The organism is Frateuria sp. GZRR33, from assembly GCF_051900425.1.
Taxonomy (GTDB): domain Bacteria; phylum Pseudomonadota; class Gammaproteobacteria; order Xanthomonadales; family Rhodanobacteraceae; genus Frateuria_A.
In genome coordinates, this window is record NZ_JBHZGK010000003.1 from 204,832 (window position 1) to 225,915 (window position 21,084).

The window sequence follows — 21,084 nt, forward strand, 5'->3', positions numbered from 1 at the left end:
CGCGCAGGTTAGCAGCGCGCGGCGCAAATGCTGCGGTCGCACTTGCAAGGCCCCGGGTGGCTGGGCAGAGTGTCGCGCGGGGGCCTCAAACGCGCGTATGAAAACAGCCGTGGCGGTCTCCGTTGCCACCCCGAGCCGCGTCTTAAGATAAGCAGGAGCAAGCGATGCCTATGTCTTTTCGTTCCATCCCGGGCCGTGCCCGGCCTTTGGCGCTGGCCGCGCTGAGCCTTGCCGTCGCCGGTGCGCTGGTGCTGCCGCAGGCCGCCGATGCCAGTGCCTTCCAGCTGAAGGAAAACAGTGCCAAGGGCATGGGCCGCGCTTATGCGGGCTCGGCGACTGCCGGCGGTGACGCCTCGGTGGTGGTCAACAACCCGGCCGCGATGACCGACCTGGACGGCACGTATTTCCAGGCCGACGTCACCGCGATCAACTTCAGCGCCAAGTTCTCCGGCAGCGCGACCGACGCGCTGGGTCGTCCGATCAGCGGCGGCAACGGCGGCGACGCCGGTACCACCTTGCCTGTCCCGGCGCTGTTCTTCGCCACCAAGGTTTCCGACCGTGTGCATCTGGGCTTCGGCCTGTCGGTGCCGTTCGGCTTCCAGACCGAATACGACAACAACTGGGTCGGCCGCTACAACGGCCTGAAGTCGAAGTTCCAGTCGACCGACGCGACCCTGTCCGGCTCGTTCGACGTGACCGACAACTTCGCGCTGGGCGCCAGCGTGATCGCGCAGAAGACCTCGGCCGAGCTGACCTCGGCGATCAACTACAACGCGATCGGCCTGAGCGTGCAGCAGGGCATCCAGGCGCAGACCGCCGCCGGCGTGGCGCAGATCCAGGCCGCCGCTGCGGCTGGCCTGATCCCGCCGGCGCAGGCTGCCGCCATGATCCAGGCCGCCGTGGCCCAGGGCCAGGCCGCCGCCGCCGGTGTCGCCGCCGCCACGCCGGTGGGTGTCGATGGCTATGCCCGCATCAAGGGCGACGACACCGCCTACGGCTGGCAGCTGGCCGCCTACTGGAAGCTGACGCCGAACGACAAGCTATCGCTCAGCTACCGCTCCAAGATCGACCACACGCTGGAAGGCACCGGCAACTTCACCCGTACCCCGGGTTACGAGCTGCTGCTGTCCAACCCGCAGCTGGCTGCCTCGCTGCCGCCGTTCGAGCACACCACCGGCAGGGCCGACTTCACCACCCCGGCCACTGCCATCGCCAGCTACTGGCACCAGGGCGAGAAGTTCGGCCTCGGCGTCGATCTGGCCTGGACCAAGTGGGACGTGTTCAAGGAACTGCGCGTGACTTACGGCAACACCCAGCCGGACAGCGTGGAGACCTACAACTGGCGCAACACCTGGTACGCGGCGATCGGCGGCGACTACTACGTCAACGACAAGCTGACCCTGCGCGCGGGCATCTCGGTCGACACCACGCCGACCTACAACGCCACCCGCACCCCGCGCGTGCCCGACTCGACCCGCAAGTTCGCCGCGGTGGGCATCGGCTACAAGGCCAGCGAGCACTTCGAGATCAACGCCTCGTACGCGCACATCTTCGTCAACCAGGCCCACGTCAACGCCACCAGCGGTACCGGTGACACCGTGACCGGCAACTTCGACGACTACGGCAACCTGCTGAGCTTGTCGGCGCAGTACAAGTTCTGATCGGTTGTGCGATGAAAACCTCCCCGCGCGAGCGGGGAGGTTTTTTTTATGCCTTGCGATCGACGCCGGGCCGCTCAACCATTGCGCAGCGGCTTCTCGCCGCGGTCGGTGGCGACGTAGTTGCCCTCGCCCTGTGGTTCGCGGAGGGTCGACGCACGGTCGTCCTGTTCGCCCACGCCGCTCTGTCCGGCGGGGCGGGCGCGGTAACCGGCTTGCGCCTTGTCCGAGCTGTGTTCCGGACGTCGGCCGTGTTTGTCCTGCGTTGGACGATCTTGGGCTTCCTCGTCCGCCTTGGCCTCCAGCCGCGCGCCTTCGGGTTCGCCCCCGGCCCCGCCCGCGCCGCTCTGCGGCCCGGCATTGACGCCGGCGGGCGCGGGGGTGTGCTCGTCGTTGGGAAGGTTCGGGTTGGCCATGGCGACTCCTGCGAAGCGATGCTTCCATGCAGTGTCATTGCCACGCCGTAAGCAGTACGTGCATGTAGCAGCCCGCTTGCCGGCGATGCCCTCGGCCGACCGGAAAAAGAGCAGCGCCCGCAAGCGGGCTCCTGCGCGAAGTCAGCCGTGTCGCAGCAGCAGTTCCAGCAGGCGCCGGAAACGCGGCCCGTAGGGCGGCCGCAGCAGGCCCGCGCCGTTCCAGCGTGACTGCGCGAATACCGGCTTGAGATGCGAAAACGTCTCGAAACCGGCCTTGCCGTGGTAACCGCCCATGCCGGAGGCGCCGACGCCGCCGAACGGCAGGCCGTGTTGGGCAATGTGGTAGAGCGTGTCGTTGAGGGTGATGCCGCCGGCCTGTGTGCGGGCGAGCACCGCATCGATGGTCGGGCGGTCGCGCTCGAACAGATACAGCGCCAGCGGGTGCGGACGGGCGTTGACGTAGTCGATCGCCTGCGCAACCGAATCGCAGGCGACCAGCGGCAACAACGGGCCGAAAATTTCCTCGCGCATGACCCTTGCATCGTCGGGCACGTCGAGCAGCAGTTGCGGCGGGAACAGTCGACGTGCGGGGTCCGCCGGCGCCTCGTCCAGCGGCTCGATGCGCGCGCCGGCATCGGCCGCTTCGTTGCGGAGCGCCGCCATGCGTTCGAAATGGCGATCGGAGATGAGGCTGGTGTACTGCCGGTTACGCGCCAGGTCGGGGTACAGCCGCGCCGTCGCGGCGCGTGCGGCGGCAACGAACTCGTCCACGCGCGTGCGCGGCAGCAGCACGTAATCCGGCGCGATGCAGGTCTGACCGGCATTGACCAGCTTGCCTACCAGGATGCGTTCGACTGCCTGTGCCATGTCGGCGCCCGGACCGATGATCGCCGGCGACTTGCCGCCGAGCTCCAGCGTCACCGGCGTCAGATGGGCCGAGGCGGCCCGCATCACGTGGTGTCCGACGGCGGTCGAGCCGGTGAACAGCAGATGGTCGAAAGCCAAGCCTGAGAAGGCCTGCGCCACTGCCGCGTCGCCGGTGACCACGACGACCTCGTCGTCGGCGAAGTACGCCGCCACCTGCTCGGCGAACAGGGCCGAAAAGCGTGGCGTGAACTCGCTCATCTTGACCATGGCGCGGTTGCCCGCGACCAGCGCGTCCACCAGCGGGCCCACCGCCAGGAACAGCGGGTAATTCCACGGCACGAGGATGCCGACCACACCGCGCGGTTGCGGCAGCAGGCGGCTGTGCCCGGGCAGGAAAGCCAGCGACGTCGGCGCGCGCCGTGGACGCATCCAGCGCTTGCCGTGGCGAAGCGCGTGGCGGACCGCCGACAGCGAGGGGAACAGCTCCAGCAGCTCGGTTTCCTCGACCGGACGCTGGCCGAAATCGGCGTCGATCGCTTCGGCGAACGCCGCACGCTGCTGGCACAGCATGCGCGCGAGGCGTTGCAGCCGATCGGCGCGCACTGGCCAGGACGGCAGCGGATCACGCGCCTGCGCGGCGCGCAGGCGGTGCAGGGTAGTGGTCAGCTCGACGGTATCGACCATGGCGTGCGCCTGATGGAGATCAGGCACATGGTTGCACGACGTTGCGTCAAGCGCTGCGGCATGAGGGCTCTGTTGCCTCTCCGCGGGATAGGGCCGGAGTGAGGGGCCCGAGCCCCCCGCGCGACACCCGCAGTCCGCCTGGCGACTTGGCCCCGGAGTACGCCGGACCAAGCGTGGTCGGTTTCTTCGTCGGCTTGTGGCATAGCGCCAATGCGCGCGCTACGCAGATCGACCAGCAGTGGATCACGCCGATCCTCGCCCCACGCCGGCCGCGTCTGGTCGGTCCGAGGCCGGACGCGGCCCACACCCCCGGGGAGGGGTGAGGGAGCGATCGGTGGCTTGCCGCCTTCCTACTCGCCGATGGTCAGCAGTGAAGCGTTGCCGCCGGCGGCGGTGGTGTTGATGGTGAGCGTGCGTTCGCTGGCGAAGCGCAACAGGTAGTGCGGGCCGCCGGCCTTGGGGCCGGTGCCGGAAAGGCCCTCGCCGCCGAAGGGCTGCACGCCGACCACCGCGCCGATCTGGTTGCGGTTGACGTAGCAGTTGCCCACGCGGGTGTGGCGGGCGATGTAGTCGATGGTCGCGTCGATGCGGCTGTGCACGCCCAGGGTCAGGCCGTAGCCGGTTTCGTTGATCTTCTCGATCACCTGCGGCAGCTCGCTGGCCTTCCAGCGCAGCACGTGCAGCACCGGCCCGAAGATTTCGCGCTCGAGGATCGACAGCGTGGGGATCTCGTAGGCACGCGGCGCGAAGAAGGTGCCGTGCGCGGTCGCGGCCGGGTCCATCGGCGCCTCGGCGATTTTCTTCGCTTCCTTGTCCATGCGCTCGGCATGGGCGACCAGGATCGCCTTGGCGTCCTCGTCGATCACCGGGCCGACGTCGGTGGAAAGCAGGCCGGGGTCGCCGACCTTCAGCTCGGCCATCGCGCCGGTGAGCATGGTGATCACCTTGTCGGCGATGTCCTCCTGCACGTACAGCACGCGCGCGGCCGAGCAGCGCTGGCCGGCCGACTGGAAGGCCGAGGCCATCACGTCCTTGACGATCTGCTCCGGCAGCGCCGAGGAGTCGGCGATCATCGCGTTCTGGCCGCCGGTTTCGGCGATCAGGATGGCGATCTGCGCCTTGCGTGCGGCCAGCGCGCGGTTGATCGCCCAGGCGGTTTCGGTCGAGCCGGTGAACACCACGCCGGCCACGCGCGGGTCGCGGGTCAGCGCGGCGCCGACGGTCGGGCCGTCGCCCGGGACGAACTGCAGCACGTCCTTCGGGATGCCGGCATCGTGCAGCAGCTGGGTGGCGACGTAGCCGATCAGGCTGGTCTGCTCGGCCGGCTTGGCGATCACCGTGTTGCCGGCGGCCAGCGCGGCGCTGACCTGGCCGATGAAGATCGCCAGCGGGAAGTTCCACGGGCTGATGCCGACGAACACGCCGCGGCCCTCCAGGAACAGCTGGTTGCTCTCGCCGGTCGGGCCGGGCAGGGCAATCGGCTCGCCGAACAGGCGGCGCGCCATGGTCGCGTAGTAGCGCAGGAAGTCGGCCGCCTCGCGGATCTCGGCGATCGCGTCGGGCAGGCTCTTGCCGGCCTCGCGGACGCACAGGGCAATGAATTCGCCACGGCGCGCCTCCAGCTGCTCGGCGGCGTACTCGAGCATGGCCGCGCGGTTGGCGACCGGGAAGTTGCTCCAGCGGTCCTGTGCGGCGTGCGCGTTGGCCAGCGCCTGCTGCACGGTGGCCTCGTCGGCGGCGACGTACGTGCCGAGCTTGCGGCGGCGGTCGGACGGGTCGGTGACCTCGACGGTCGGGCCCTGGCTGGTGGCGCCGGGCACGAGGGGACCTGCGGTCCACGGACCCTGGTGGGCGTTGGCTTCGTCGGCCAGCGCCTTCAGTTCGTTGTCGTTCGCAAAGTTCACGCCCATGGAATTCTTCCGTAGTTCACCGTAGAGGTTGGCCGGCAGCGGGATGCGGGGGTGCGGGATCGACTCGAACGCGCGCACCGTCTGGCACGGATCGGCGACCAGCTCGCGCGCCGGCACGTCTTCGTCCACCACGCGGTTGACGAAACTGGTATTGGCGCCGTTCTCCAGCAGGCGGCGCACCAGGTAGGGCAGCAGGTCCTCGTGCGTGCCGACCGGCGCATAGACGCGGCACGGCGCGCCGAGCCCGTTCGGCCCGATCACTTCGGCGTACAGGTCCGCGCCCATGCCGTGCAGGCGCTGGTATTCGAACGGCCGGCCCTGCGACAGGTGGTGGACCGCGGCGATCGTGTGCGCGTTGTGCGTGGCGAACTGCGGGTAGATCAGGGTCGGGCCGGCGTTGAACAGGCGCCGCGCACAGGCGATGTAGGACACGTCGGTATTGGGCTTGCGCGTGTACACCGGATAGCCGGCCAGGCCGCCTTCCTGCGCGCGCTTGACCTCGGCGTCCCAGTAGGCGCCCTTGACCAGGCGCACGTACCAGCGTCGGCCGTGCGCGAGCGCCATCTCGACCAGCCAGTCGATCACGAACGGGGTGCGCTTGGAGTAGGCCTGCACCACGATGCCGAGGCCGTTCCAGCCCGCCAGCGAGGGATGCGCGAACACTTCGCCAATGATGTCGAGGGAGAGCTCCAGGCGATCGGCCTCTTCGGCATCGACCGACAGCGCGATGCCGGCCTTCATCGACAGTTGCGAAAGCTCGAGCAGCCGTGCCACCAGCGCCCTGCGCGCACGCTCGCGCTGGCCTGGTTCATAGCGCGGGTAGAGCGCCGAGAGCTTGACCGAGATCGACGGTGCGTCGGTGTGGTTGGCGAACGGGCCACGGCGGCCAATGGCGGCGATCGCGTCGCGGTAGGCCTGCTGGTAGCGCTCGGCGTCGGCGGCGGTCAGCGCGGCCTCGCCGAGCATGTCGAACGAGTAGCGGTAGGCCGCGTTCTCTTTCTTTTTTGCACGGTCCAGCGCTTCGTCGATGGTACGGCCCATCACGAACTGGTGGCCCATCAGGCGCATCGCCTGGCGCACGGCGGCGCGGATGGCCGGCTCGCCCAGGCGCGCGACCAGCCGGCGCAGCGAGCCGGTGAAATCGTTGCGGGTGGTATCGGCCAAGTTGACCAGGCGGCCGGTCAGCAGCAGGCCCCAGGTCGAGGCGTTGACCAGCGCCGATTCGCTCTGGCCCAGGTGCTTGCGCCAGTCGGCGTCGCCGAGCTTGTCGCGGATCAGCTTGTCGGCGGTGCCCTGGTCAGGAATGCGCAGCAGCGCCTCGGCCACGCACATCAGCAGCACGCCCTCCTCGCTGGACAGGTCGTACTGGCGCATGAACGCCTCGACCATGCTCTGGTCCTTGGCCCTTGCCCGTACGCGGGTGACCAGCGCGGCCGCGCGGTCGACCACCGCCTCGCGCTCCTCCGGCGGCAGGTCGGCCTGGTCGAGCAGGTCGAGCACCGCCTCGGTTTCGTCGCGCAGCCAGGCGGCGGTGATGCGGGCGCGCGCAGGGTCGGCGACCGCGGGAATTTCGGGGCTCAGGATAGGTTGCGTCACGTGGGGGATCTGCGGCTGATGGCCGCCCGGGGCGGCGGCGAAGCACGCGATTGTACGCCCCGCACGCGGGCGGACGCATCCGTGCGCGGGCGCATCGGCCGCTCCCTGGCACGTGCCGTGAGCGAAGGGCGCACGCCACAGGGACTGCGCAGCACGTGCAGGCACGCGCCCAACGGCGCGTTTCAAGCGTCCGGTTCGCGGTTTGCCGCCCCATGATCCAGGTCAGAGGGGTGCGACATTCTTGCCTCGCGGCGATTCAGCGGCCTATCATTCCCCGGTTCCAGGCACGCCGGATTCCCATGATCGTGCTTCGACCAGCTGGCGCCGGCCTGCCGTGCGTGACGATGTGGCTCCGGCCCAATCGCGCACTCAGCCGACGCGGACTGCGTCGACTGATCATGGTGCTGGCGGCCCTGGCGCTGACGACGGCCGGGTTGGGTGCGTGGCAGGGGAATGTGTTCGCTCCGCTGTTTGCCCTGATCGAGTCCTGCGCGATGGCCCTTGCCCTGCGGCAGGCCTGGCGCGCGGGCGACCGCAGCGAACGCATCCGCCTCGACGAATCGTCGCTGGAGGTGTGCTCGCTGCCCGGGCGACGCCGCGCGTGCTTCCAGTCCTACTGGGTGCGCGTGCGGCTGGCGCCCGGCAACGGGCACGGACGTCTGCTGCTGGGGTCGCACGGGCGCGAGCTGGAGATCGGGGCGTTCCTCGCCGAAGAGGAGCGCCTCGAGCTGTCGAGGAAACTCAAGGTGCTGCTGGCGGACATGCAAGGCCAGCAGCGCAGGTAGCTACAACAAAGGTGCAGGACATGACATCTGGCGGCATCAGGATCAAGGCATGGGCGGCGGCAGCGGCCCTTGCGCTGTTCAGCGGCGCGGCATGGGCCAACCCCCAGCCGGGCCAGCTCAACATGACGCGCGGCGTCAGCGAGTGGTCGCCCGAGGCCTACTTCCTCAACAACGTCGCGCTCGGCGTGTGCACCGTGATCGGCGTACTCGTGTTCGGCGCGATGTTCATCGCGATGTTCCGCTTCCGCAAATCGCGCGGGGCGGTCGCCGAGAAGTGGTCGCACAACACCATGCTCGAAGTGGTCTGGACCACCATCCCGGTGATCATCCTGATCGTGCTGGCCTGGATGTCCACCGGCGGCCTGGTGTCCTTCGCCGACACCACCGGCTCGCAGATGACCGTCAAGGTCACCGGCTACCAGTGGAAGTGGCGCTACGACTACGTCGACTACCAGGGCAAGGCGATCGACGGCGTCGGCTTCATGTCCAAGCTGGACGAGCAGAGCAACGAGACCCGCCAGCTCGATTCGGGGCTGGATCCGAAGTCGGTCAAGGTCGGTGAAGAGAACACCTATCTGCTCAACGTCGACAAGCCGCTGGTGGTGCCGGTCGACACCAAGATCCGCTTCGTGATCACCGCCGGCGACGTGATCCACTCCTGGTGGGTGCCGGCGCTGGGCTGGAAGATCGACGCGATCCCGGGCATCGTCAACGCTGCCTGGACCAACATCAAGGTGCCGGGCACCTACCGCGGCCAGTGCGCGGAACTCTGCGGCCAGGACCACGGCTTCATGCCGATCGTGGTGAAGGCGGTCTCCAAGGCCGAGTTCGCCCAGTGGCTGGCGCAGCAGGAGGCGGCCGGCAAGGCGCCGCCGGCCACGCCTGCCACCCCGGCGGCGCCCGCGCCGGCGTCGACCGCCGCCGCGCCGGCATCCGCTTCGACCACGGCCGCCCCGGCAGCCAAGACGCCGGGCAAGCAGGGCTGAAGTCCCTACAGCCCATCCGCTTTTCAAGTATTCGCATTAGGTAGAGGTGCAAGGCCATGGCCCACGCAGCCACCCACGATCACCACGACGACCACCACGGCGCGCCGTCGAATTTCTTCACGCGCTGGTTCATGTCAACGAACCACAAGGACATCGGCACGCTGTACCTGGTCTTCTCTCTGCTGATGTTCTTCATCGGCGGCAGCTTCGCGATGGTGATCCGCGCGGAGCTGTTCAAGCCCGGCATGCAGCTGGTGCAGCCGTACTTCTTCAACGAGATGACCACCATGCATGCGCTGGTGATGATCTTCGGCGCGATCATGCCGGCCTTCGTGGGCCTGGGTAACTGGATGATCCCGTTGATGGTCGGCGCGCCGGACATGGCGCTGCCGCGCATGAACAACCTCTCGTTCTGGATCCTGCCGTTCGCCTTCGCGCTGATGCTGTCCACGCTGTTCATGCCTGGCGGCGGCCCGGCCGGCGGCTGGACCATGTATCCGCCGCTGTCGCTACAGAGCGATTCAGTCGCCTACGTGGTGTTCGCCATCCACCTGATGGGTATCAGCTCCATCATGGGCGCGATCAACATCATCGCGACCATCCTCAACATGCGCGCACCGGGCATGGACCTGCTCAAGATGCCGGTGTTCGTGTGGAGCTGGCTGATCACCGCGTTCCTGCTGATCGCCGTGATGCCGGTGCTGGCCGGCGCGGTGACCATGCTGCTGACCGACAAGTATTTCGGCACCAGCTTCTTCAACGCCGCCGGCGGCGGCGATCCGGTGCTGTACCAGCACGTGTTCTGGTTCTTCGGTCACCCCGAGGTGTACATCATGATCCTGCCGGCGTTCGGGATCATCTCGGAGATCGTGCCGACGTTCTCGCGCAAGCCGATCTTCGGCTACAAGGCGATGGTGTTCGCGATCGCGGCGATCGCGTTCCTGTCCTTCATCGTCTGGGCGCACCACATGTTCGCGGTCGGCCTGCCGCTGGGCGCCGAGATCTTCTTCATGTACGCCACCATGCTCATCTCGGTGCCGACCGGCATCAAGGTGTTCAATTGGGTGAGCACGATGTGGGGCGGCTCGCTGACGTTCGAGACACCGATGCTGTTCGCGATCGCGTTCATCATCCTGTTCACGATCGGCGGCTTCTCCGGCCTGATGCTGGCGCTCGTCCCGGCCGACTTCCAGTACCACGACACCTACTTCGTGGTGGCGCACTTCCACTACGTGCTGGTGACCGGCGCGGCGTTCGCCATCATGGCCGCCACGTACTACTGGCTGCCCAAGTGGACCGGCCGCATGTACAGCGAGTTCTGGGGCAAGGTGCACTTCTGGTGCTCGGTGGTGTTCGTCAACGTGCTGTTCTTCCCGCAGCACTTCCTGGGCCTGGCGGGCATGCCGCGCCGTATCCCGGACTACAACGTGGCGTTCGCCGACTTCAACATGATCAGCTCGATCGGCGGCTTCCTGTTCGGCGCCTCGCAGCTGATCTTCCTGGGCGTGATCGTGCATTGCGCGTTCTTCTCCAAGAAGAAGGCGGCGGACCGCGTATGGGAAGGCGCACGCGGCCTGGAGTGGACGGTGCCATCGCCGGCGCCCCACCACACCTTCGCGCTGCCGCCGGTGATCCACGACGACGAACTGGCCCACGGCCACGTGGATGATTGATGCAACGGGCGCGCCGGCCCTGGCCGGTGCGCCGGATGGGCGCCGGGCGATGAACGGGCAGGGCAACGATGGGGAGCTGGCACGCCGGAAGGGTGTACGGCGCACCCTCTGGATCACCGGGACGATCGCGGTGGTGCTGTTCCTGCTTTCGATCCTCAGTATGGTGAAGATCGGCTAGCGTCAGGTATTCCCCGGGTCCGCCGCGGCGGCCCGGCAAGCAGTTCCCCGCGCGACATGGCGGGGATGGAAGCAAACAAAGAGATATCCACGGGGATCACTCATGGGTCAGCAGCAAGCGTATTTCGTACCGGCCAAAAGCCAATGGCCGATCGTGGCCGCGGTGGTCATGTTCCTCACGGTGTTTGGTGCCGCGCACTGGCTGAACGCGCCCCCGGGCGAGGCGGGCTTCGGCAAGACGGTCATCACGATCGGCTTCATCGGCATCCTGCTGATGTTCTTCGGCTGGTTCCGCTCGGTGATCCACGAGTCGCTCTCCGGCAAGTACGACGCCCAGGTGGACCGCTCGTTCCGCATGGGCATGATGTGGTTCATCTTCTCCGAGGTGATGTTCTTCGCCGCGTTCTTCGGCGCGCTTTTCTACACCCGCATGTTCTCCGTGCCCTGGCTGGGCGGCGAAGGCCACGGCGTGCTGACCCACCAGTTCCTGTGGAGCGATTACGCCGCAGCCTGGGGTGCCGGCGGCGGCAACGGGCCGGGCAACATCGGCGGTGATTTCCAGACGGTGGCGCCCTGGGGCCTGCCGCTGCTCAATACCCTGATCCTGCTCACCTCGAGCGTCACCGTGACCATCGCGCACCACGCGCTGAAGGCCGGCCACCGCGGCAGGATCCTGGTGTTCCTGGGCCTGACCGTGCTGCTGGGCGCGACCTTCGTGTATGCCCAGGCGCACGAGTACATGGAGGCCTACAAGGAGCTCAACCTCACGCTGCACACGGGCGTGTACGGCTCGACCTTCTTCATGCTGACCGGCTTCCACGGCCTGCACGTGACGCTGGGCACGATCATGCTGGCGATCATCTGGCTGCGCGTGCTCAAGGGCCACTTCAGCCCCGAGCACCACTTCGGTTTCGAGGCGGTGGCCTGGTACTGGCATTTCGTCGACGTGGTGTGGCTGGGTCTTTTCATGTTCGTCTACATTCTCTGAGACGACAGCCGCACAAAGGAAAAGCCCGCCGATCGGCGGGCTTTTTTTTGGGAGTGCCCTTGCAGGCGATGCTTTTCCGCGTTCCGGCCAAACCACCGCCCACAAGTGGGTTCTATACGGGCGATGCGTGCGCTAAATGTCGCGCTTGCGGGCTTCGCTCGCGCGGGACCGCTACAATTAGCGGCCGACGCCGTGGGGCTGCAGCCAGCCCATCCAGATGCCCAGCATGATCATGGCGATCAGCACGATCGACAGGCCGATGCGCCGGGTCAGCGCCCAGGCGGTGCGTTTGCTGCCGTCCTTGTCGGTCATCATGTAGTACAGCGCCTGGCCGAGGTTGAACACCACGACCAGGAACATGATCACCAGCGCGACTTTGTAGATGGTTTCCACGTGAGCGGTCCGATCAACTTGCGAGCCGGCAGTATAGCCACCGCTGACGGTGCCTCCGCGTGACACGTTGGCGCAGGCCAGCCTGGTGGAGCGTGCTGCTGACCGTGGCTGCCGTGGCGCTGTTCGTGCGCCTCGGCGTGTGGCAGCTGGACCGGGCGGCCTACAAGGACAGCCTGGTGCGGCGTTATGCCGCCGCGGCCTCGGCGCCGCCGGTGCCTTTTGGCCAGGTGGCGGCGGCGCCGCCTGCGGATGCCTTTCCACGGGTGGCGGTGCACGGCAGCTGGCTGGCGGACCGCATCTACCTGCTGGACAACCCGCACCACGACGCGCGCGGCGGCGTGGAGGTCTACGCGCCGCTGGCGCTGCCCGGCGATCCGCGCCTGTTGCTGGTAGACCTCGGCTTCCTGCCCGGCCCCGGCAAAGACATGCCGCCGTTGCCGGCTGGGGAGGTCGACCTGCACGGGCTCTACCTGCCGCCGCCGGGCGTCGGCCTGGAGCTGGGCGGCGATGCGCTGGCCAGCCAGTCGCGCTGGCCCAAGACCAGCATCTACCTCGACCTTGGCCAGGTGGCAAAGGACCTCGGCCGCCCGTTGTATCCGCGGATACTCGCGCTCGACGCGGACCCCTCCGCGATCTACCAGCGCGAGCACGCGTTCGACTTCTCCTCGATGCCGCCCGCGCGGCACCGGGCCTACGCCTTCCAGTGGTTCAGCTTTGCGGTCGCGGTCGTGGCGATCTTCCTGGTCCTGCACCGCAAGCGCCGCCCCCGACGCACGGATAACCGATGAGCACACCCACGCCTCCCTCGCTCAAGGCCAGCCGCCTGAAGCTGCTGGCGATCATGGCGGTCTTCGCGCTGCCGATCATCGCCGCCGGCGTGCTGACCTTCACCGGCTGGCAGCCCAGCGGCAAGGGCTACGGCCAGCCGATCCAGCCGCAGCGCAATTTCGTCGACGAGCACCTGCGCGTCACCCTCGCCGACGGCCACGACTACGCCTGGCGTGACCCCGAAGAGCCGCGCATGACGCTGGTCGCGCTGGCGGGCCCGGACTGTGCCGCGCGATGCTTCGAGACGCTGACGGGCATGGCCAAGGCCTGGGTCACGCTCAACCGCAACCAGAAGCGCCTGCGCCTGCTTTACGTGGGCGAACCGCCGGCCGATGCGGGCCGGCTGGACGCGATGAAGTCGTTCTGGACGCTCGGTCGCGACGCGGGCGGCAAGCTCGATGCGTTCCGGCCGCAGGCGTCCGACAGCGTGAGCGCGCTGCTGGTCGAGTCCAACGGCACGGCGCTGGCGTACTACCCGGCGGGCTTCGACGGTACCGGGCTGCTGCGTGACATGCACAAGGTGATCAAATGAACGGTGGGGACGGCGGCCGCATGCGGCGCGCGGATGGAGAAGCATCGGCCAGGACGCGGCGGATCATGCGCTGGCTTGCGTTGTGTGCGGCGGTGTTCGCCTTCGGCGTGGTGATGTTCGGTGCCTTCGTGCGCCTGTCCAACGCGGGCCTGTCGTGCCCGGACTGGCCGACCTGCTACGGCCAGGTGACCTGGCCGCACCACGAGCAGGCGGTGGCGCGTGCCGACGCGGCCTTCCCGGACCGCCCCTACGAGGCGACCAAGGCCTGGCGCGAACAGGTGCACCGCTTCCTGGCCGGCACGCTCGGCGTGCTGGTGCTGGTGCTGGCCCTGCTGGCAGCCTGGCGCCCGCGCTGGGCGCGTGGGGCGGTGATCCTGGGCGCGGTCTTCGCGGCCGCTGGCGTCACCCTGTACATGCGCGGCGAGCACGCCTGGTCGTCGCTGCTGGCGGTGGTGGCAATCGCGCTGCCGCTGGCTACCGCGATCCGCCTGCGCAGTCCCGGCGCGTGGCGCATCGCCGTGCTCGCGCTCGCGGTGATCATCTTCCAGGCCATGCTCGGCATGTGGACGGTGACCCTGTTGCTCAAGCCGATCGTGGTGATGGGCCATCTGCTCGGCGGCATCACGACGTTCGCGCTGCTGGCCTATGCGGCACTGCGCCTGGCCGGCGTCGGCGCCCCGGACGAGCGCCACGCGCCGCTGCGCCGGTGGATCGTGCTCGGCATCGTGCTGCTGGTCTGCCAGATCGCGCTGGGCGGCTGGACCTCCTCCAACTACGCCGCACTTGCCTGCGGCACCGGGCCGGGCGCCTTCCCCAAGTGCCTCGGCCAGTGGATGCCGCCGACCGACTTCAAGGAAGGTTTCGTGCTTTGGCGCGGCATCGGCGTGAACTACGAGGGCGGCATCCTGGACATGGCCGCACGCAGCGCGATCCAGATCGCGCACCGCTTTGGCGCGCTGGTGGTGTTCGTCTACCTGATGTGGCTCGGCCACCGCGTAGCCAGGCGCGGCCTGCGCCTGGCCGGCGCGGCGATCGGCGTGGTGCTTGTGGCACAGGTGCTGCTCGGCATCAGCAACGTACATTTCGGGCTACCCTTGCCGGTGGCGACCTTGCACAACGGCGTGGCGGCTTTGCTGCTGTTCACCCTGCTGGCCGCGCTGGCGCGGACCCAGCGGATCGTCGTTGTCGGATCGTCCCACCCACATTGAACCCAGGGAGTCGGAGCATGGCGAAATCTTCGGTCCGTTCGTTCGGTTGTGCGCTCGCCGCCGTGGCTTCGCTCGCCGCCGGCACCGCGGTCGCGCAGGAAAAAGCGCAGAAAGGCGTCAGCGTCGGTGCACTGGAACGGCACAGCCAGAACCAGACCAGCGGCCAGGACATGCTCTCGGTCCAGCAACAGCTCAAGCGCCGCGACGACGCCCGCCCGACCCTGTCGCCGCAGCAGCTCACCGACCTGTTCCTCAGCCTCGATCACGACAAGGACCTGCGGCTGAGCCGTTCGGAGCTCAAGAACCTGCCGGCCCTGCGTTCGCGCTTCGACACGTTCGACCTGGACGGGGACCACCGGCTGACCTATTCGGAGTTTGCCGACTACGCCGACACGGCCGTGGGCGAGCTTGCCCAGCACACGCCGTAGCCGCCAGGCACACTCATTCCCGCGAAGTTTCCAAGTGACCCTGCACCTGCCCCAGTACTTCCAACTGACCAAGCCACGCGTCGTCGCGTTGCTGGTGTTCTGCGCCGTCATCGGCATGTTCCTGGCCGTGCCCGGGATCCCGCCGTGGCGTGCGCTGGTGTTCGGCACGCTGGGTATCTGGATGGCCTCGGGATCGGCCGCCGCGTTCAACCACCTGATCGACGAACGCATCGACAAGCTGATGGCGCGCACCCAGCGCCGCCCGCTCGCCACCGGCCAGCTCAAGCCGCGGCAGGTGCTGGTCTTCGCGGTGCTGCTGGGCATCGCCTCGATGCTGGTGCTGGCGCTGCTGGTCAACCCGCTGACCGCGTGGCTGACCTTTGGCGGACTGATCGGCTACGCCCTGGTCTATACCGCGTACCTCAAGCGCGCCACGCCGCAGAACATCGTGATCGGCGGCCTCGCCGGGGCGATCCCGCCGGTGCTGGGCTGGACCGCGGTGACCGGGCAACTGCATGCGTTCGCGCTGCAACTGTGCCTGATCATCTTCGTGTGGACGCCACCGCACTTCTGGGCGCTCGCGATCTTCCGCCGCGACGACTACGCGCGCGCGCAGATCCCGATGTTGCCGGTGACCCACGGCGTGAACTACACCCGCTGGCAGGTGCTGTTCTATACCGTCCTGCTGGTGCTGGTGACCCTGCTGCCGGCGCTGACGGGGTTCAGCGGCGGGGTGTACCTCGGCGGCGCGCTGGTGCTCGGCGGCGGGTTCCTCTATTACGCGATCCGCCTGCTCAACCCGCCGGACGAGTTCTTCGCCATGCGCGTGTTCAAGTACTCGATCGTGTACCTGATGGCGCTCTTCGCCTTCCTGCTCGCCGACCACTGGATGGCGCCGCCGCAGCGGTCGGGGCTGGTGTTGCAGTCGACCGCCGCCGTGGCGCTTCCGCTGGCGGCTCCGGTCGGGCCCTGACGCCCGCCTTCACCCAACGGCCTCGATGCCGGCCGCCCGCAGCAACTCGCGCAGGTCGGCAAGTTCGCTCGCGTAGCGCTTCCAGCGGCCCACGCCGGCCTTGTGGATGGGATCGCGCACCTGCAGCGCGCTGGCGGTCGAGCTGGCGGCGCGGTTGCGCTCGAAGTGCAGGCAGGCGTCGTTCCAGGGCAGCTCGCAGTGCGCAAGCAGCCGCCGCGTGGTCGCTTCGGGCGCCTCGACCAGCGCTTCGTAGTCGATTTCCAGGACGCGTCCGGGCAGCACGCGCCGCCAGTGCGCCATCAGCCGATCGAACTGCACGTAGTAACGGCCGATGTCGAGCAGGTCGAACGCATAGCCGTGGAAGAACGAACCCTCGGCGAACGGCTCGCGGAAATTGCCCAGGCAGGTGTCCAGCGGATGGCGGCGAAGGCAGATCAGCTTCGCGTTCGGCAGCGCCCTGGCGATGAACCCGGCGTACAGGAAGTTGTGCGGGAACTTGTCGACGAAACGCGGCTTGAAAGTCGTCGCGGGGCGCGTGCTGGCGAGGTAAAGCTCGCCCAGCTGGCTCCAGTCCAGCCCGGATGCCCGCGCCACCACGTCAGGATCCAGCGGAAGGGGCGAGGTGCCGCCGGCCAGGCGCCGCAGCCAGACGCTGAAGTTTTCCAGTTCGCCGGCGGCATGCACTTGCGGATGGCTGGCGATGATGCGCTCGACCAGCGTGGTGCCGCTGCGTGGCATGCCCATCACGAAGATCGGCTCGTCGCTCGCGCAGCCGCCGGTGGAAGGCGGTGGCGCAGGGAAGGCACCGATGAGGGAGTTGACGAGCGCCGCGTCCTGCGCAGGCGCATAGGCGCGCCTCGCGCGGGCGGCCTGCTTGCCGCGGCGGAAGTGTTCGAATGCCAGCGCAGGGTTGCCCAGGTCCTCGTGCTCCTTGCCCAGCGCCATGTTGAGCTGGTACGCGGCCGTGGGTTCGGCGACGTGGCTCGCCAGCAGCGCGGCGAGCCGATCGAGATGGTTGCGTCCGGCTTCCTGGCGCCGCAGGCGCGACAGGACGCCATGGGCGACCCAGTGCAGGGGCGCCAGCGCGAGGCATGCGTCGAGTTCGCGCTCGGCCTCGTCGGCGCGGCCGGCGTACACCAGCGACATGGCGAGGTTGAACCGGCACACCGGGTTGTCCGGTAACAGTGCCGCGGCGCGGCGATACAGGTTGGCCGCGCGCTCGTGCGCCTGGCACTGGGTGAACACGGTGCCGAGCGCATCGAGCAGCAGCGGTTCGCCGGGCGCCAGCGCACTGGCGGCAAGGGCCACCTGCAGCGCGTCGCCGTGGCGGTGGCCGCGCACCAGTGCGCGCGCGAACTGCACTGCGTATTCGGCCCGCCGCGGCTCGGTGCTGGCGGCGCGGTGCAGATGCTCCAGTGCGACGCTGGTCCGGTGCAGTTCCAGCGCGCCGACGCCGGCCAGGTAATGGGCCTCGGCGCTCCCGGGCTGCAGCTTGAGCATGTGCGCGGCGAGCGCGCAGGTGCCGGGGAAATCGCGCTGGCGCAGCGCGGCGTGCGCAAGTTCGCGCAGATGCTCGAACGAAGGGGAAGCCGTTGCCGTCACTGGCCCGTCCGGCGAAAGAGGGGTGCGCAGCATGCCTGATCGCTGGCTGTACGGCCATGGGAAGGATGGCAGGGCACGGGCGGTTTCCCGATTGACAGGCGTGCGTGCGCGCACCAGAATGCGCGCGCCCTCCGGCGCGCCAGGCGCTGCGGCATTCCCCAAGACCTTCCAAGGCATATGGACGTCTACCCTAGTCGCAACGTCGACATCCGCTTGCATCGGGTGCCGGCGTCGCATCACAAGCTGAACGCCTGCGGCGACCGCCTGCGGTCGGCCGGCGCTTTCCTCGACTAGGAACGCCCGGCCCACTCCCGGCGTTGCCATGGGCATCGTTACGAGGAGATGGGTCATGAACCTCCTTCGCGAATTTTCGTTGCTGCGCCTGTGGCGCTGCGTTGGCGTGGGTCGTCGCGCCGCGCGACCGGTCTACAGCGTCACCGTGCCCGCGCCGCTGGGCGATGCCGGCGCGCCCGGGCGGTCCCGCCCGGTCGTGGTGACGCAGCACGCGCCGCTGCCGCGCGTGGTGAACGGATGAACCTGCGCCCGCCGTGCAAGGGCTGGCCTCCGCCAGCAGCGCGTCCGATCCGGCCGTCCAGGCGGCCGGTCCTGCGGTAGCCGGTGTCGCGCCTGGTCGAAGGCGAGCGCCGGCCGATGAAGCGACAGACGGAAGCGCACAGATGATCAGGCAGACTCTCCAGACCGCCGCGGCCCGGGCGACCGGCAGGAGCGCGGCGCCGGCGCGCGTGGTGGCGGCCGGCTACGCGCGGCTGCGCAACGACGAACTGCTGGCCGGTCTCGACACCGGCACCGCAGGCCTGGATGCCGAGCGCATCGCCGCACGCCTGCACCGCGACGGCCCCAACGAGGTCTCGCACGAGAAGCCGCCGCACTGGTCGCGCCAGCTGCTGCGCGCCTGCCGCAACCCGTTCATCGCGGTGCTGGTGTTGCTGGCGATCGTGCAGCTGGCGACCGACCGCCAGGACCTCACCGGGCCGCTGATCATCGCCGTGATGGTCGGCATCAGCGTGCTGCTCAGCTTCACCCAGGAATACCGTTCCTCGCGGGCCGCCGAGCAGCTCAAGGCGATGGTGCGCAACACCGCCAGCGTGACCCGCCGTGCGGCCGACGGCCACAGCGAGCGCATCGAGGTGCCGGTGGGCGAACTGGTGGCGGGCGACATCGTGCACCTGGCCGCCGGCGACATGGTGCCCGCGGACCTGCGCCTGCTTTCGGCCAAGGACCTGTTCATCAGCCAGGCGATCCTGACCGGCGAATCGCTGCCGGTGGAGAAGGCCGCGCCGATGGCGCGCGACCTGGTCGAGGGCCATGCCAATCCACTGGACCTGCCCAGCGTCTGCTACATGGGCACCAACGTGGTCAGCGGCACCGCGACCGCGGTGGTGGTGGCGACCGGCTCGCGCAGCTATCTCGGTTCCCTGGCGCACACGCTCTCGGGCCAGCGTGTGCAGACCAGCTTCGACCGCGGCGTGCGCTCGGTCAGCTGGCTGCTGATCCGCTTCATGGCGGTGATGGTGCCGGTGGTGTTCGTCATCAACGGGCTGGACAAGCACGACTGGCTGCAGGCCTTCCTGTTCGCGCTCTCGGTGGCGGTGGGCCTCACGCCGGAGATGCTGCCGCTGATCGTTACCGCGAACCTGGGCAAGGGCGCCATGGCGATGTCCCGGCGCAAGGTGGTGGTCAAGCGCCTCAACGCCATCCAGAACTTCGGCGCGATGGACGTGCTGTGCACCGACAAGACCGGCACGCTGACGCTCGACCGGATCGTGCTCGAGCGCCACCTGGACCTCGATGGCGAGGCGTCCGACGAGGCGCTCGAATTCGGCTACCTCAACAGCCGTTTCCAGACCGGGCTGAAGAACCTGATGGACAAGGCGGTGCTCACGCACCGCGATCTGGAGCCGATGGCCGCGCGCTTCCGGCTGGTCGACGAAATTCCCTTCGATTTCCAGCGCCGCCGCATGTCGGTGGTGCTCGCCGGCGACGATGGCCAGCACCTGCTGGTGTGCAAGGGCGCGGTCGAGGAGATGCTCGCCATCTGCACGGCGGCGCGGCTGGACGGCATCGACACCACGCTGGACGACGCGCGACGCGCGGAGATCCGCGCCATGACCCGCCGGCTCAACGAGGACGGCCTGCGCGTGCTGGTGGTGGCGATCAGCCGGCAGCACCCGAGCGGGCGCGCCTATGGCCTGGCCGACGAGGCGGGCCTGACCGCCATCGGCTGCCTGGCCTTCCTCGATCCGCCGAAGGATTCGGCCGCCACCGCGATCGCTGCCTTGCGCGAGCACGGCGTGGCGGTGAAGGTGATCACCGGCGACAACGAGGCGGTGACGCGCAAGATCTGCCGCGAGGTCGGCCTCCAGGTGGCGCACTCCGCGCAGGGCCGCGACATCGAGCCGCTGGACGAGCCGGCGCTCGATGCGCTGGTCGCGCGCACCACCGTGTTCGCCAAGATGTCGCCGCTGCAGAAGGCGCGCGTGGTCAGGTCACTGCAGCGCCAGGGCCACACCGTGGGCTTCCTGGGCGACGGCATCAACGACGCGCCCGCCCTGCGCGAGGCCGACGTGGGCATCTCGGTGGACAGCGCCACCGACATCGCCAAGGAATCGGCCGACATCATCCTGCTGGAGAAGAACCTGATGGTGCTGGAGGAGGGCGTGATCGAAGGCCGCGTCACCTTCGGCAACGTCATGAAGTACATCAAGATGACCGCCAGCTCGAACTTCGGCAACGTGTTCAGCGTGCTGGTGGCCAGCGCCTTCCTGCCGTTCCTGCCAATGCTGCCGCTGCAGCTGCTGGTGCAGAACCTGCTCTATGACATCTCCCAGCTGGCGATTCCTTTCGATCGCATGGACGAGGATTACCTGAGGTCCCCGCGGCAGTGGGATGCCAGCGACATCGGCCGCTTCATGGCCTGGGTGGGGCCGGTCAGCTCGATCTTCGACCTCACCACGTTCTGGCTGTTGTGGCACCTGTTCGGCGCAGACGACGTGGCGCACCAGGCGCTGTTCCAGTCCGGCTGGTTCGTCGAGGGACTGCTCTCGCAGACGCTGATCGTGCACATGATCCGCACGCGGCGGATCCCCTTCCTGCAGAGCATCGCCGCCGCGCCCGTGCTTGCGCTGACGCTCGCGATCGGCGCGATCGGGCTGGTCGTTCCCTACAGCCCGCTGGGCGCCAAGCTTGGGATGACCGGCTTGCCGATGGCCTACTTCGGCTGGCTGGCGTTGACGCTGCTCTGCTACGCCGCGCTGACGCAGCTGGTGAAGCGCGTGTATATCCGGCGCTACGGCCGCTGGCTCTGAGCATCCGGGAATTTTTCCTACGAATTTTGGCGATACCGCCGCCATCGGCCGAGG

The 21,084-nt window shown here is 68.5% G+C and carries 18 protein-coding genes; 13 read left to right on the forward strand and 5 right to left on the reverse strand.

All coding sequences use genetic code 11. From position 1 onward, the window contains the following. The first annotated feature begins 164 nt into the window (after positions 1-164). Positions 165-1,661: an OmpP1/FadL family transporter gene (locus ACFWZU_RS05110; protein WP_439700348.1), complete on the forward strand. Its 1,497-nt coding sequence runs from the start codon at positions 165-167 to the stop codon at positions 1,659-1,661. A gap of 74 nt (positions 1,662-1,735) precedes the next feature. Here the strand turns inward: ACFWZU_RS05110 and ACFWZU_RS05115 are convergent, their stop codons facing one another. From ACFWZU_RS05115 to putA, 3 genes are all read right to left on the reverse strand, one after another. After that, complete coding sequence (locus ACFWZU_RS05115; RefSeq protein ID WP_439700349.1) at positions 1,736-2,074, reverse strand: hypothetical protein; 339 nt, start codon at positions 2,072-2,074, stop codon at positions 1,736-1,738. A gap of 141 nt (positions 2,075-2,215) precedes the next feature. After that, the gene (locus tag ACFWZU_RS05120; RefSeq protein WP_439700350.1) at positions 2,216-3,625 is read right to left on the reverse strand and encodes a coniferyl aldehyde dehydrogenase; all 1,410 of its coding nucleotides are present in this window, start codon (positions 3,623-3,625) and stop codon (positions 2,216-2,218) included. 350 nt (positions 3,626-3,975) lie between these two features. After that, positions 3,976-7,131, reverse strand: a complete 3,156-nt coding sequence (putA, locus tag ACFWZU_RS05125; RefSeq protein WP_439700351.1) for a bifunctional proline dehydrogenase/L-glutamate gamma-semialdehyde dehydrogenase PutA — start codon at positions 7,129-7,131, stop codon at positions 3,976-3,978. 344 nt (positions 7,132-7,475) lie between these two features. Here putA and ACFWZU_RS05130 point away from each other — a divergent pair, with 344 nt between their 5' ends. From ACFWZU_RS05130 to ACFWZU_RS05150, 5 genes are all read left to right on the forward strand, one after another. After that, positions 7,476-7,916, forward strand: a complete 441-nt coding sequence (locus ACFWZU_RS05130) for a DUF2244 domain-containing protein (protein WP_439700489.1) — start codon at positions 7,476-7,478, stop codon at positions 7,914-7,916. A 20-nt stretch (positions 7,917-7,936) separates the two neighbouring features. Then, positions 7,937-8,902: a cytochrome c oxidase subunit II gene (coxB, locus tag ACFWZU_RS05135; protein ID WP_439700352.1), complete on the forward strand. Its 966-nt coding sequence runs from the start codon at positions 7,937-7,939 to the stop codon at positions 8,900-8,902. Between the two features lie 56 nt (positions 8,903-8,958). Beyond that, positions 8,959-10,575 (forward strand): cytochrome c oxidase subunit I, encoded by a 1,617-nt coding sequence (gene ctaD / locus ACFWZU_RS05140; RefSeq protein ID WP_439700353.1) that lies wholly within the window; start codon positions 8,959-8,961, stop codon positions 10,573-10,575. Further along, a complete protein-coding gene (locus ACFWZU_RS05145) occupies positions 10,568-10,753 on the forward strand; it encodes a hypothetical protein (RefSeq protein ID WP_439700354.1) in 186 nt (61 codons plus the stop codon). The genes ctaD and ACFWZU_RS05145 overlap by 8 nt, the downstream gene beginning before the upstream one ends. 102 nt (positions 10,754-10,855) lie before the next feature. Beyond that, the gene (locus ACFWZU_RS05150; protein WP_439700355.1) at positions 10,856-11,740 is read left to right on the forward strand and encodes a cytochrome c oxidase subunit 3; all 885 of its coding nucleotides are present in this window, start codon (positions 10,856-10,858) and stop codon (positions 11,738-11,740) included. 177 nt (positions 11,741-11,917) lie between these two features. Here ACFWZU_RS05150 and ACFWZU_RS05155 read toward each other — a convergent pair whose 3' ends face one another. After that, positions 11,918-12,133 (reverse strand): twin transmembrane helix small protein, encoded by a 216-nt coding sequence (locus tag ACFWZU_RS05155; RefSeq protein WP_209618944.1) that lies wholly within the window; start codon positions 12,131-12,133, stop codon positions 11,918-11,920. Between the two features lie 59 nt (positions 12,134-12,192). On the opposite strand from ACFWZU_RS05155, the gene ACFWZU_RS05160 reads away from it, so the two are divergent. The 5 genes from ACFWZU_RS05160 to cyoE all read left to right on the forward strand — a co-directional run bounded on the left by ACFWZU_RS05160 (position 12,193) and on the right by cyoE (position 16,102). Then, on the forward strand, positions 12,193-12,921 hold the full coding sequence (locus tag ACFWZU_RS05160; RefSeq protein ID WP_439700356.1) for an SURF1 family protein: 729 nt from the start codon (positions 12,193-12,195) through the stop codon (positions 12,919-12,921). Then, positions 12,918-13,493 (forward strand): hypothetical protein, encoded by a 576-nt coding sequence (locus tag ACFWZU_RS05165; RefSeq protein WP_439700357.1) that lies wholly within the window; start codon positions 12,918-12,920, stop codon positions 13,491-13,493. The genes ACFWZU_RS05160 and ACFWZU_RS05165 overlap by 4 nt, the downstream gene beginning before the upstream one ends. Positions 13,494-13,558: 65 nt before the next feature. Further along, positions 13,559-14,701, forward strand: a complete 1,143-nt coding sequence (locus ACFWZU_RS05170; RefSeq protein WP_439700358.1) for a COX15/CtaA family protein — start codon at positions 13,559-13,561, stop codon at positions 14,699-14,701. A gap of 17 nt (positions 14,702-14,718) precedes the next feature. Beyond that, on the forward strand, positions 14,719-15,129 hold the full coding sequence (locus ACFWZU_RS05175) for an EF-hand domain-containing protein (RefSeq protein ID WP_439700359.1): 411 nt from the start codon (positions 14,719-14,721) through the stop codon (positions 15,127-15,129). A 34-nt stretch (positions 15,130-15,163) separates the two neighbouring features. Next, positions 15,164-16,102, forward strand: a complete 939-nt coding sequence (gene cyoE, locus ACFWZU_RS05180) for a heme o synthase (protein WP_439700360.1) — start codon at positions 15,164-15,166, stop codon at positions 16,100-16,102. A 9-nt stretch (positions 16,103-16,111) separates the two neighbouring features. Here cyoE and ACFWZU_RS05185 read toward each other — a convergent pair whose 3' ends face one another. Beyond that, on the reverse strand, positions 16,112-17,737 hold the full coding sequence (locus ACFWZU_RS05185) for a sulfotransferase (RefSeq protein WP_439700361.1): 1,626 nt from the start codon (positions 17,735-17,737) through the stop codon (positions 16,112-16,114). A 316-nt stretch (positions 17,738-18,053) separates the two neighbouring features. Between ACFWZU_RS05185 and ACFWZU_RS05190 the strand changes: the two genes are divergently transcribed. After that, positions 18,054-18,239 (forward strand): hypothetical protein, encoded by a 186-nt coding sequence (locus ACFWZU_RS05190; RefSeq protein ID WP_439700362.1) that lies wholly within the window; start codon positions 18,054-18,056, stop codon positions 18,237-18,239. Positions 18,240-18,381: 142 nt separating this feature from the next. Next, the gene (gene mgtA / locus ACFWZU_RS05195) at positions 18,382-21,030 is read left to right on the forward strand and encodes a magnesium-translocating P-type ATPase (protein ID WP_439700363.1); all 2,649 of its coding nucleotides are present in this window, start codon (positions 18,382-18,384) and stop codon (positions 21,028-21,030) included. Positions 21,031-21,084 lie beyond the last annotated feature (54 nt).

What these genes read in the sequence shown, in the direction of transcription:
- ACFWZU_RS05110 (WP_439700348.1), top strand. Translation starts at nt 165, where the DNA reads ATGCCTATGTCTTTTCGTTCCATCCCGGGCCGTGCCCGGCCTTTGGCG.
- ACFWZU_RS05115 (WP_439700349.1), bottom strand. Translation starts at nt 2,074, where the DNA reads ATGGCCAACCCGAACCTTCCCAACGACGAGCACACCCCCGCGCCCGCC.
- ACFWZU_RS05120 (WP_439700350.1), bottom strand. Translation starts at nt 3,625, where the DNA reads ATGGTCGATACCGTCGAGCTGACCACTACCCTGCACCGCCTGCGCGCC.
- ACFWZU_RS05130 (WP_439700489.1), top strand. Translation starts at nt 7,476, where the DNA reads ATGTGGCTCCGGCCCAATCGCGCACTCAGCCGACGCGGACTGCGTCGA.
- coxB (WP_439700352.1), top strand. Translation starts at nt 7,937, where the DNA reads ATGACATCTGGCGGCATCAGGATCAAGGCATGGGCGGCGGCAGCGGCC.
- ctaD (WP_439700353.1), top strand. Translation starts at nt 8,959, where the DNA reads ATGGCCCACGCAGCCACCCACGATCACCACGACGACCACCACGGCGCG.
- ACFWZU_RS05145 (WP_439700354.1), top strand. Translation starts at nt 10,568, where the DNA reads ATGATTGATGCAACGGGCGCGCCGGCCCTGGCCGGTGCGCCGGATGGG.
- ACFWZU_RS05150 (WP_439700355.1), top strand. Translation starts at nt 10,856, where the DNA reads ATGGGTCAGCAGCAAGCGTATTTCGTACCGGCCAAAAGCCAATGGCCG.
- ACFWZU_RS05165 (WP_439700357.1), top strand. Translation starts at nt 12,918, where the DNA reads ATGAGCACACCCACGCCTCCCTCGCTCAAGGCCAGCCGCCTGAAGCTG.
- ACFWZU_RS05170 (WP_439700358.1), top strand. Translation starts at nt 13,559, where the DNA reads ATGCGCTGGCTTGCGTTGTGTGCGGCGGTGTTCGCCTTCGGCGTGGTG.
- ACFWZU_RS05175 (WP_439700359.1), top strand. Translation starts at nt 14,719, where the DNA reads ATGGCGAAATCTTCGGTCCGTTCGTTCGGTTGTGCGCTCGCCGCCGTG.
- ACFWZU_RS05185 (WP_439700361.1), bottom strand. Translation starts at nt 17,737, where the DNA reads ATGCTGCGCACCCCTCTTTCGCCGGACGGGCCAGTGACGGCAACGGCT.
- ACFWZU_RS05190 (WP_439700362.1), top strand. Translation starts at nt 18,054, where the DNA reads ATGAACCTCCTTCGCGAATTTTCGTTGCTGCGCCTGTGGCGCTGCGTT.
- mgtA (WP_439700363.1), top strand. Translation starts at nt 18,382, where the DNA reads ATGATCAGGCAGACTCTCCAGACCGCCGCGGCCCGGGCGACCGGCAGG.